The 12,366-nt window shown below is 35.0% G+C and carries 8 protein-coding genes, 1 tRNA gene and 1 pseudogene; 7 read left to right on the top strand and 3 right to left on the bottom strand.

What is annotated here, in order from left to right; translation table 11 throughout:
* Positions 1-188 precede the first annotated feature (188 nt).
* From AAGD50_RS01670 to AAGD50_RS01650, 5 genes are all read left to right on the top strand, one after another.
* Complete coding sequence (locus tag AAGD50_RS01670; RefSeq protein ID WP_264723760.1) at positions 189-1,115, top strand: hypothetical protein; 927 nt, start codon at positions 189-191, stop codon at positions 1,113-1,115.
* Between the two features lie 63 nt (positions 1,116-1,178).
* Positions 1,179-1,256 (top strand) — tRNA-Arg (locus tag AAGD50_RS01665).
* Positions 1,257-1,338: 82 nt separating this feature from the next.
* Positions 1,339-2,457, top strand: coding sequence for a molecular chaperone DnaJ (gene dnaJ, locus AAGD50_RS01660; protein ID WP_341810072.1), 1,119 nt, complete (start codon positions 1,339-1,341; stop codon positions 2,455-2,457).
* A gap of 208 nt (positions 2,458-2,665) precedes the next feature.
* Positions 2,666-4,300, top strand: a complete 1,635-nt coding sequence (locus tag AAGD50_RS01655) for a ribonuclease J (protein WP_264723758.1) — start codon at positions 2,666-2,668, stop codon at positions 4,298-4,300.
* 5 nt (positions 4,301-4,305) lie between these two features.
* Entirely contained in the window at positions 4,306-5,568 is a 1,263-nt protein-coding gene (locus AAGD50_RS01650; RefSeq protein ID WP_015588777.1) for a Tol-Pal system protein TolB, read from the top strand.
* Between the two features lie 41 nt (positions 5,569-5,609).
* On the opposite strand, the gene gatC is transcribed toward AAGD50_RS01650, so the two are convergent.
* Both gatC and AAGD50_RS01640 read right to left on the bottom strand, forming a co-directional pair.
* Positions 5,610-5,963, bottom strand: coding sequence for an Asp-tRNA(Asn)/Glu-tRNA(Gln) amidotransferase subunit GatC (gatC, locus tag AAGD50_RS01645; protein ID WP_015588776.1), 354 nt, complete (start codon positions 5,961-5,963; stop codon positions 5,610-5,612).
* Positions 5,953-6,879 (bottom strand): ribose-phosphate diphosphokinase, encoded by a 927-nt coding sequence (locus AAGD50_RS01640; RefSeq protein WP_155968767.1) that lies wholly within the window; start codon positions 6,877-6,879, stop codon positions 5,953-5,955. The genes gatC and AAGD50_RS01640 overlap by 11 nt, the downstream gene beginning before the upstream one ends.
* A gap of 279 nt (positions 6,880-7,158) precedes the next feature.
* Here AAGD50_RS01640 and AAGD50_RS01635 point away from each other — a divergent pair.
* Positions 7,159-7,921: pseudogene (locus AAGD50_RS01635) on the top strand (IS5 family transposase).
* Between the two features lie 101 nt (positions 7,922-8,022).
* On the opposite strand, the gene AAGD50_RS01630 reads toward AAGD50_RS01635, so the two are convergent.
* Positions 8,023-8,889, bottom strand: a complete 867-nt coding sequence (locus tag AAGD50_RS01630; protein WP_006280296.1) for an ankyrin repeat domain-containing protein — start codon at positions 8,887-8,889, stop codon at positions 8,023-8,025.
* 638 nt (positions 8,890-9,527) lie between these two features.
* Here AAGD50_RS01630 and AAGD50_RS01625 point away from each other — a divergent pair.
* Positions 9,528-11,969 carry a hypothetical protein gene (locus AAGD50_RS01625; protein WP_265040989.1) on the top strand — a complete coding sequence of 814 codons (2,442 nt, stop codon included), beginning with the start codon at positions 9,528-9,530 and terminating at the stop codon, positions 11,967-11,969.
* Positions 11,970-12,366 lie beyond the last annotated feature (397 nt).

Genomic DNA, 12,366 nt, shown 5'->3' with positions numbered 1-12,366 from the left:
GCTCGGCAGTGGTCTGAAAAGTCCATTTTTCACTTTATAAAATGTTTATATTTTACCACCTACTTTATTTGAATAAGTTCTTCTGCCACACTCTGAACGGATACTTGAATCAGGCTCAAGTTGACAAGTAGATGTTATCTTGTTATAATAAATATTTATTAATTTAATCTTAACTTAAGAGGGTATTTATGGTAGCAAGTGATAGTGTTTTAAAAAGGTATGCGTTAGCCTATATAAAGAAATTAGGTAATAATAATAATATTGAAGGGTTTCTACAGTATTGTAATAATACACCGAATTTAACTTGGAGCAAGGAGAATTTTAAAAATGTGTATGAAGAATTTACATATCCAAATTCAAGCAATAGGCACGATACAGGAAGCAGAAATGATCAATATAACGCAGGGAATAACACACAACCTACAGGCCCTCAGACTACACATATACATGTATACAATGATAGAGGTTTAGATTTTTGGGATTATTTACTACTTCGCAGCCTGTTTGGTGGTCATACTACAGTTATAAATAACCCTGGTTTCAGTAGTGGTAGCCATCAAAGCAGAGAAGATAAGAAAAAAGACTCAGAAGACAATAGAAAGTTATTAGCTTTAGGTATGGTAGCTGCAGTTGTGTGTGTTGCTTTCCATGCTGGTATGTGTTTTTGGTATAACAGCAGCAGAAAAGTGGCTAGAAAAGAAGAAAAAATAGATTACCTGGATAGTAAATTTAAAACGTTCAGAAATATAGAATTTGCGGTTGGCGCTGTTTCTTTGGCAGCTTTGGTAGCTTGTGCTGTTTACCCAGTCTTACCAGTGTGGGGTTTAGTTATCCTTGGCGTTAATTCTCTTGTGTGTTTTACTGGTGGTTTAGCTTTTCATATGAAGCATGAGGAAGAATCAGAAAATATCGAGAAAGCTAAAGGAGCGGTAGATAGCTGTCTTAGACAAGGGCATGGTTATGGAGATTCTTCTCGTTATGATGCACCACCTCCTTACTTTTCTCAAGATCCTAATACTACTCCAACTGCTCCTCCTTGTAGTGAATTTGATAATTCTAATGCGAAACGGCAGTTTGAGAATTGTGAGGGGTTCACGTATGATAGAAATCAATAGTTTTATTTTTAGCCAAATTAATTGAATCAAGCCACAAAATCTGCTAAAGTTAACTTTATGAAAGCACCCTTAGCTCAGTTGGATTAGAGCATTTGACTACGGATCAAAAGGTCGGGCGTTCAAGTCGCTCAGGGTGCACCACATTTTATAGGAAGCAGAAGTCACACTTGAAATTAATATATGCAATACCTATCTTTAAAGGTTAAGCACTAAACTATTATATATGAGCAAAAAAGACTACTATGAGCTACTGGAAGTAGGCAGAAATGCCAGTATTGATGAGATAAAAAAAGCGTATAAAAAATTAGCGTTAAAATATCATCCTGATAGAAATCCTGGCAATCAAGAAGCAGAGGAAAAATTTAAAGAAGTAACAGCTGCATATGAAGTTCTGTCTGACTCTGAGAAAAGGGCAGGCTATGAACGTTATGGCCACGAAGGTGCTTCTGGTGGATTTCAAGGCTTTAGCTCTGCAGGAGATTTTAGCGACATATTCAATGACTTCTTTGGTGGAGGATTCGGTGGTGGTGCAAGTAGATCGAGAGCAAAAAGAAGTACAACAGGAGTATCTGGAGCAGACCTACGTTATGATCTTGAAATTACCTTAGAAGATGCATTTAAAGGAATACAAGCGCCTATACATTATGTGACAAATGTAAAATGTGATACATGCCAAGGCACAGGTGGCGAAGGAGCAATTAAACCAGTTCAGTGCCACACATGCCAGGGAAGCGGTAGGATTAGAACTCAACAAGGCTTTTTTACCATCGAAAGAACATGTACTACATGCTATGGGGAAGGAGAAATAATACAAAACAAATGTAAGAAATGTGGTGGAAGTGGACGTAGAAGAGATGAAGTAAATATATCCGTTTCAATTCCAAAAGGCATAGAAGAAGGAGCTAAGGTAAGGATAAGTGGTAAAGGAGAAGCTGGAACAAAAGGTGGAAAAAGTGGAGATTTATACGTATACGTGAAAATAATTTTCCATAAAGTCTTTGCTAGAAATAAAGCAGATTTACACTGTAAAGTGCCTATAAGAATGACACTAGCAGTGCTTGGTGGTGAAATCGATATTCAATCAATTGATGGAGCTAAAATAAAAGTAAAGGTCCCTGAAGGCACTCAAACTGGTACCAAACTACGTTGTAGGGAAAAGGGTATGCCATATATGAACTCACATGCTCGTGGTGATTTATACGTACAGGTAATAGTTGAGACTTTAAATCCAAAAAATTTAACTAAAAAGCAAATTGAACTATTAAAAGCGCTTGAAGAAGAGGAAAATGCAAGTGTACAACAGCAATCTGAAGGGTTTTTTAGTAAAGTAAAAAAAAAATAAGAAATCTGCTAAATGACATAAAGGGGTAACTGTTTACGGGTTTTCATTTAATCCTGCAATTCTTTGACCTTATTAATGGAAAACTTAACAATAGTGTTATTATTAGCCAACAGAAACTTCTTAGTTCCTTAAAACTATGTAAAAGCAATAAATTTCTTTATTTAAGGTCGAAGTTTTGCTATTCTCAGGTTTTAATAATTTAAATTTAATGAATATAAACAAAAATGAGTTTTTATTTCTTCCGCTTGGGGGAGTAGGAAGAATCGGGATGAATGTTAGCCTATATCATTACCAAGGTAAGTGGATTATGATCGACCTTGGTGTTGGTTTTGCAGATGAAACTATGCCAGGTGTTGAGCTGCTCATTGCTGATATAGATTTTATTGCTCAAAGAAAAAAAGATTTACTTGGAATAATCATTACACATGCACATGAGGACCACTGCGGTGCAGTGCCCCACTTGTGGGAAGAGTTGCAGTGCTCCATATATACAACAAAGTTTACGGTTAATTTTCTTAAAGAGAAACTAAAAGAATTTCGATTGGAAGGTATAGTGCCTGTGAAAGAGGTAGACATAAATGGCAGCATAAATTTGGGTCCTTTTACCGTCGAGTTTATAAATGTAACTCATTCAATTCCTGAGGCAAATTCAATATTAATTAGCACTGAAATGGGTAGTGCACTCCATACCGGAGACTGGAAATTTGATCCAAAACCTGTTGTTGGATTAACTTCTAATATGGAGCGTCTAAAAGAAATTGGCGATAAAGGTGACCTGCTTGCAGCAATTTGCGATTCAACCAATATATTAAGCAAGCATCACCCTGAGTCAGAAGGTGAAATTTATAATAATATTTATAACATAATAAAGCGGTCTAAAAAATTAGTTGCTGTTTCGCTATTCGCTTCAAATGTGGCACGAATTGAAACGATAAGCCAAGCTGCAAAAGCACTAAATAGAAAAGTAGTTTTACTTGGTAGATCTTTATGGAGAATAGTGAAAGTTGCGCAAGATAGTGGTTATTTAACTGATTCTCCTCAGTTTCTTGAAGCAAAGGAAGCAGTAAATTTTCCAAGGGAAGAACTGGTGCTACTTTGCACAGGTTGTCAAGGTGAGCCACTGGCAGCTACCGCAAGACTTGCTGCTAAGAGTCATCAAGCATTTAAAATGCAGCAAGGTGATACCATGATCTTTTCGTCAAAAATCATTCCTGGAAATGAAACTCGTGCGCACAACATGCTCAATGCCTTTATTGAGATGGGGGTAGAAGTTATTACTGAAAAAACAGAGCATGTTCATGCTTCTGGGCATCCAACAAGAGCAGAGCTAAAGGAAATGTATTCTTTAATAAAACCGAAGATGTCTATTCCAGTTCACGGCGAATATATTCACACGCATGCACATGTAAAATTTGCTAAAGAGTGCGGTGTGGCAAAAGCAATAATGATTGCACCAGGTGATATTGTTAATTTGGAGAACGGAGAAAAGGTTGATTCAATTGATGTTGACTACTTTGGTATTGATGGTATGCTGCTACGTCATCCGGAGAGCAGTGTTATAAAAATGCGTAAAAGAATGAGAGATGCCGGAGTTATTGTGGTAACAGCAGTTGTAAACAAGAAAAATAAATTGCTTGCTAAACCAAAAGTATTTGTACCTGGTGTTTTTGAAGTGCTAGAAGATGCAGCTACCATACAGAAAATTGTCAAGAAAGTTGAGTCGTTGTTTAGTTTGCAGCCAACAAAAAAAATTAAAAATAAGATTGAAAGTTCAATATTGAGTATCTTAAAGGAATATTTACTAAAAAGGCCTATAATTGAGGTTCAGATAGAACAGGTATGAAATGAATGAAGCTATTCGTTCATCTGGTGTTATTTATTTCGTTATTTATTCCTTATTTTACAAAAGCTGCTTTATATGTTGATATAAAAAAAAGCAGTGTTGGTAACATTGGTCTTGTTGTATCTAAATGTACATGTAAAACAGCGTTGGAAAGCGAATTAAGCGAAAATATTGCAAAGGTAATAGGAACAAATTTATCTAATTGTGGCTTATTTAATGTAAAACGTGGCGCGGAAGCTGAATCTAAATCTTGGAAAAGCGATACTGTAGTCACAGTAAGTTTAAGCGAAATATCTGGTAGTGCATTAGAGCTATCATTTCGTTTATTTGACACTTTTACAAAAAGAGAATTACTTACTCAGTCAGTTGTTTTTCCAGCAAAAGACTGGAGAAAAATTGGTCACCTCGTTTCGGATGTGATACATGATAGATTAATTGGTGAGAAAGGGCACTTCAACACAAAAATCACGTATATCGCTGAAGAAAAAGATAGCAACTACAAATCTGTGCGTAAAATTGCTGTGATGAATCAAGATGGAAGTAATATAAAATACTTAACAAATGGCGATAGATTTGTGTCAACACCGAGATTCTCACCAAATGGAAAGGGTATTGTTTATATCTCGTACGCAAATGGTAAAAGTTATATAATATTAAAAAATTTAAAAGATAACACTGAATCAATAATCAGCGCATTTGAAGGAGTTGTTTCTGCACCAAGATTTTCTCCCGATGGTAAATCTCTTTTAATTTCCCACTCATTGGGTGGTGAAACGAATATATTATCTTTGGATTTAAGTAGTAAACGAACAAAAAAAATTACTAAAGGTTCAGCTATAAGCACTTCTCCCTCTTTTTCTCCAGATCAAAAGTATATGGCTTTTAGTTCTGATATAAGTGGGAGTCAGCAACTGTACGTTATCGATTTTACTAACAAAAGTAAAAAACCTAAAAGAATTAGTTTTGGAAGTGGAAGATATGCTACGCCTGTTTGGTCGCCAAAAGGAGATCTGATAGCTTTTACAAAGATTCAGTCAGGAAAATTTTACATAGGAGTTATGAAGCCAGATGGCAAAGAAGAACGTCTGCTTTCAGAGGGGCATAAAATTGAATCCCCGGCATGGCTACCAAATGGTAGAGAAATCATTTTTACAAGAACAGAATCACCAAGCAACTCTAAACTATATTTAGTAGACTTAGTAAAGAAAAATCAAAAAATGGTTTCCACTCCCACAAATGCTTCTTTACCGGATTGGTCTTATTTTTGAAAGTAGATCTATTATAGGTTTGATATGAGCCTTATTTTACTTTAATCGCTTATAACCTTTGGCACTACGAAATACCCATGCTCAGGTTTTGTATTGGACAATATCTCTTTTTTAATGTTTTGAGAATTTATAACATCATCGCGTACATGAATGTCCTTGTCTATACTGCCATAACGCATAGGAGAAACACCTTCAGTATTAACTTGCAATAAAGTATCGTGTATCCAATCCAGCATTGTCAGTTCTTTGGAGTAGTGATCAATCTCGTCATTTGATAACTTAATCCTTACAAGCTGTGCAATTTTAAGCATTTCTTCCTTGGTAATTGTTATTTTTCTCTTATTTGCAAATTCTATTAGTGAAGTAATAACGTCTTCTGTTGACTTAGCTGGCATTTCTACCTCCTTGGATGAAGTGAGTTAAAATATTTACAACCGAAACAACTTCTATTTTACCAGTTTTTTCAAGTTTGTGAAGTATGGTATCCGTAATCACTAATTTATCTAAAGAAGAGGAAGAGATTTTCTCAACTGCACTTCCTGAAAGCACACCGTGTGTGATGCATGAAGTTACGGACTTTGCTCCGTAACTTTTTAAAGCAAGAGCTGCATTACACAATGTTCCACCAGAGTCAACTATATCATCAACAATGACACAATTTTTGTTTGCAACTTCTCCTATTATGTTCATTACTTGAGATGTGCCTGCTTTCTCCCTATATTTATCTACTACAATAATCTTATCACTTAACCCTATCTTGTACTTTTCCTCTAAAGTCTTTGCAAAAGCACGTGCTCTACCAATTGCTCCAACATCAGGTGCAACAATTGCCAAATTTTCCGTGTGTATAGAGTCAACAAATGCTTCAAAGCAGTTCAAATTAGTTATCGGTACATCAAAGAATCCTTCAATTTGACTTGAGTGCAAATCAATAACTGCAACACTACTTGCACCTGCAGTTTGAATAAGATTTGCAACTAATTTGGCACTTAAAGCAGACTGCACATTATTGTTCTTGATAATTCTATCTTGCCTGCTATATCCATAATAAGGAATAATTACTACTATCCTTTTGGCTCCTAATCTATTTACTGCATCAATTATGAGCAGAAGCTCCATAAGGTTATCATTCACAGGGGGAGAAAGAGATTGTATTATATATACTTCTTGATTATATAGATCATTTGCTACTTCTACATTTACCTCGCCATCGGTAAACTTTGATATCCAAGCAGAGGATGGTTGAACATCTAGCCGGTTAACTACTGATTCCCCTAATTCCTTACTAGCATTACCTATTATTATCTTCATAACGCACTAATTGAGTTTTTAAGATTATACAGAAATTGTAAAATAATTGAAATGTAAGTGTCTTTATCTAGCATTCTTGTCGGTGAATTAGGTACCTCTTGTACAATGACCTGTCATTTTCACGCGTTGTTTCAATATACAGACCCAAATTGAAACAACTATACAAAATCCTGCTTATGTTTCAAGATAAATGACTTTAATGAAATATAATTTATCTAGGTCTTGTCGACATAAAAAAAAATAGTGATATAGAGTACTCTTTATTAATAGGTAAAGAGAATGCTATATGATTTAAAAGATGAGCAATGGGAGAGAATAAAAAACAGTCTGCCAGGTAAGGAAGGAGATAGAGGAAGAAGCGCAAAAGATAACAGGAGATTCGTAGCTGCAATAATGTGGATAGGTAGAACAGGAGCAACATGGAGAGCATTGCCGGCTGAGTATGGAAAATGGTCAAGTGTACATAAACGTTTTATAAGGTGGGCAAAATCTGGTGTTTGGCAGATGATTTTCAACACATTAGCTGTTAATGGAGACACAGAGTGGCTCATGATAGACTCAACAATAATCAGGGCACATCAACATGCTGCTGGTGCAAGAAAAAAATGTGGAAACTGGTAGACAAGAACAAGAGCTGGGACGGTGCAAAGGAGGATTTTCAAGCAAATTACACGCTGCTTGTGATGCTTTGGGCAACCCACTGAGATTCTTTGTTACTGCAGGGCAAAGATCGGATTACGTAAAAGCTTTAGACCTGATAGAAGGCAAGAACATGGAGGCACTTATTGCCGATAAAGGGTATGACGCAAATTATATGATTGAGGCTGCAGAAGCTGTAAATGCTGAGCCAGTAATCCCACCGCGTTCCAACAGAAAAACACCAAGAGAATATGACAAAGAATTGTATAAAGAGAGAAACTTAATCGAAAGGATGTTCAACAAAATCAAGCACTTCCGCAGAGTTGCTACACGCTACGACAAATTGGCCATAGCTTTTCTGTCTTTTGTTCACATTGCTGGCATTTATCTTTGGTTAAAATAAATGTCGACACTGCCTAGTCATTTGTATCTGCTAACATACTACACTTCCCATTGTAGAGCCTCTGCAACTTACTGAAATTTATAATCGCTTTATAAAAAGTTTTATACTCTTTGCTTAATTGGAGGCGCTACCTCTGCACTTTCTGCTCTGTCTAGGGTACTACTTGGTTTTTCTGCAGTAATTTTTTGAATGCTACCATCTACCTTATTCTTGATATCTGCTCCATATGATCTTAATACTTCAATAGCTTTCTCGTTTCCACTATTCAGCGCAATATCCAAAGCATCCATTCCATCATTATTTTTGTGGTTGATAAAATTCTCTAACTCAAAGATTTTTATATATTGCTCAATGATGAATTCCACCACTTTTCCAGGGCAATTATTAGCGGCAGGAAAGAGTACTGCATTGTTATTATTGTCTTTCTTTGTTACATCTGCTTTGAGCTTGTCTATCAAATACTTGATAATTTCTATTCTGCTATCATCTTCTGCTTCAGTGCACTGCCTAGCAGCTAAAAACAGAGCTGTTCGCCCATTATTGTCCACATCTTCAATATCTTGTCCCTTATCAATTAAGGCTTGTATTATATTTTTGTTCCCATATAAAGCAGCAAAGTGAAGAGGAGTATACCCTTCGGTGCTTTCTCTTTCATTAATCAATGCACCATGGCTAGCTAGTAATTCTATAAATTCTGGCGTATTTGCAAAAACTGCAAAGTGCATTGGTGTTAGATCATCTTTACCATGATTTTGAGTTTTTGCATTAACGTTTGCTCCATTTTTTATCAGCAATTTTGCTATTTCTAATTGTTTGCGTCCGATGGCAATATGCAGTGGCGTACGATTGCGTTCATAATGATCATTGACGTTTGTGCCACACTTTATTAGTAGTTCTGCAGCTTCAATATTACCTTCCTGAATTGCAACGTATAAGGAAGCATATCCATCTTTTGTTTCCTCTGTCATACGAAATTGCGAACATGTTAGTTCATATATTATTAAGGATTATTATTAAGTTTTTATTAATACAATATTAATGTAGCGGGATGACGAGCTTATCGTCATCCCGCCGCGAACCGTCATACCACTGCGAACCGTCATCCCGCCGCGGTATCTCTAGATCCCGCTAACAACTTACTATTACCCACAAATAAAAACATAATATTGTATTTACTCAAATAATTTAATTTTATTAACCTGAAAGCTTATTAGATTAAAATTATTAAACTAAGAGTTATAATTTTAGCAACTAAAAGCTGTAAATTGCACCATATAAACAGTTATTTCAAGCAAAAGTTATGCCATTAAGAGCTATGCAACAAACATTTATATTTGTGGGTAATAGTAAGCGCTAACAAGCAGCGGGATGACGGTTTTTCAAATTATCGTAAGTCAGTTTAGCTATAGCTACAAGTTTCATTCTTCCCTTACAAATAACTTTACTGCGTCCTTTTTTCGGATTCAGAATTAGCAAGAAACGTTCTTGTAAGGTGGTCTACTAAAATTTTGCTTTATAAAACAATGTCTGAACTATGCAATTAATACATTATCAACACAACTGATTCATAAAAGCAAATATTATAACCACGAAGAGAGAAAATGTTATGCTTAGTTTAATAAGAAAGACCTTGAGAAAAAAAATGACTCATCAGGTAAACGATTCGAAATTGAAAGAGAAAGATGAAAAAAGTATTTTAAAATTAGCATCAAAAATAGAAGGCAAAAAAAGTAGCATTGCTGAAGAACTAGAAAAAATATCTGAAAAGGAAAAACAAAGGATTCTTACTACGGAAGTAAGCAAACATCGGGGTAAAGAACCAACTATTATATCACTTGCTTATGCTATACTACGTAAAGATAGTATAGCTGTTGAGAAAATGTTAAGAGTAGCTAAAGAAAACGGTATTCTGAAAGACATTCTTGACGCAACAACAACTATAAAATATCCAGGTGGTCAGGAAGAAACTTGCACACCACTTACTTATGCCATATTATGTAAAAATAGCAAAACTATTGAAGAAACTTTAAAAGTCTCTAAAGAAAACGGTATTCTGAAAGATATTCTTAACGCAACAACAACTATAAAATATCCAGATGGTCGGAGAGCAACTGTTACACCACTTGCTTATGCTATACTATATGAAGATAGTATAGCTATTGAAGAAATTTTAAAAGTCTCTAAGGAGAACGGTATTCTGAAAGATATTCTTAACACAACGGCAACTATAAGATATCCAGATAACAAGGAAGTGACTTACGCGCCACTTGCTTATGCTATGTTCTGGAAGGATAGCAAAGCTATTAAAGAAATTCTAGTAGCAGCTGAAGAGAACAGTATTCTGAAAGATATTCTTAACACAACAACAACCATGAAATATCTAGACCGGGAAGTGACTTACACACCACTTGCTTATGTTATACTACGTAGAGATAGTATAGCTGTTGAGAAAGTGTTAAGAGTAGCTAAAGAAAACGGTATTCTGAGAGATATTCTTGACACAACAATAACTATAAAACATTTAGATAGCCGGGAAGTGACTTACACACCACTTGCTCATGCTATGTTCTGGGAGGATGGCAAAATTATTAAAGAAATTCTAGTAGCAGCTGAAGAGAACAGTATTCTGAAAGATATTCTTGACGCAACAACAACTATAAAATATCTAGATGGTCAAGAAGAAATTTACACACCGCTTACTTACGCCATATCATGTAAAAATAGCAAAACTATTGAAGAAATTTTAAAAGTCTCTAAAGAAAACGATATTCTGAAAGACATTCTTGACGCAACAACAACTATAAAATATCTAGATGGTCAGAAAGAAATTTACACACCGCTTACTTACGCTATATCATGTAAAAATAGCAAAACTATTGAAGAAATTTTAAAAATCTCTAAAGAAAACGGTATTCTGAAAGATATTCTTGATGCAACAACAACTATAAAATGTCCAGATGGTCATGAAGAAACTTGCGCACCGCTTACTTATGCTATACTACGTAAAGATAGTATAGCTGTTGAGAAAATGTTAAGAGTAGCTAAAGAAAACGATATTCTGAAAGACATTCTTGACGCAACAACAACTATAAAACATTCAGATAGCCGGGAAGTAACTTACACACTACTTGCTTATGCTATACTGCGTGAAAATAGTATAGCTATTGAAGAAATTTTAAAAATCTCTAAGGAGAACAGTATTCTGAAAGATATTCTTAACGCAACAATAACTATAAAATGTCTAGATGGTCGGAGAGTAACTGTTACACCACTTGCTTATGCTATACTACGTAAAGATAGTATAGCTGTTGAGAAAATGTTAAGAGTAGCTAAAGAAAACGGTATTCTGAAAGACATTCTTAACACAACAATAACCATAAAACATAAAAATAATCAAAAAGTAACTGATAAGTTACTTGCCGCATTACATGATCGCAAAGTTATTCAAAAAATTTTAGACATAGCTAGAGAAAATGATATTCTGAAAGACATTCTTAATGCAACAATAACTATAAAATATCCAGATAGTGAAGAAAAAATCTACACACCACTTACTTATACAATATCATGTAAAAGCAACGAAGCTTTTAATACAACAAGAGCTATAAATCAAGATGGTCAGGAAAAAACTCACATCCCATTTCCTACCCTTGATAAAAGAGAAACTGAATTAAAATTAAAAGAAAAAAGACAAAGTAGAAGAGATGAGGGATTAAATTTTAACAATGGTAGTAGTGACAAAAATGTTGAAATAAAAGTTAATGGGGATATCTTGTTGCAGCATAGTAGTGGAATTGAAAATGAAATAAATCATACTGCTGTACGTAATGATGTAAGGGGGGTAAAGCCTCTAATAGAAAGTAGAGTAAATGTTAAAGTACAGAATATAAATGCAGTGATTGCAACTTCTGTGACATTTAAAATGATTGCAACTTCTGTGACACTTGAGTTGGTAGCTAGTAAAATAACATGTGTACTGTCAAAACCCACCACTAAATTGGAAGAAGTAGCTATAACATATTTTCAAGGTTTAGCACTATATTTGTGAAACTTAATTTATATGTGCTAAACAAGATGCTGATTAGTTTTATAGCTAACCCAAGAAAGGTTTCCCTACGTCATACCGCCGCGGTATCTCTAGATCCCGCTAACAAGTAGCGGGATGACGATTGTCGTTTAGCCATAAATATTTAAGAAATTTACCAAATGAAAAAAAAGGCAAAAGAAGCCCTGGGGTTATTATCTGCTTTAAAATATTGGCGTTTTTTATGTTTTAAACGCTTGACAAGCAAGATTTAGCTGCTTTTAATTGCAACTAACCTATGCTGCAAATGTTTAAGAAATTTACCAAGCAGAAAAAAAGACAAAGAATCCCCGAGTTAGCTAGTCTTTTACTATCTCTGTCGAGTATTGGCATTTTTTGATGTCTTGTAACGCTTTATAAG

Source organism: Wolbachia endosymbiont (group A) of Apotomis capreana, assembly GCF_964027025.1.
GTDB lineage: Bacteria > Pseudomonadota > Alphaproteobacteria > Rickettsiales > Anaplasmataceae > Wolbachia > Wolbachia pipientis.
This window is presented reverse-complemented; position numbering and strand designations above follow the sequence as displayed.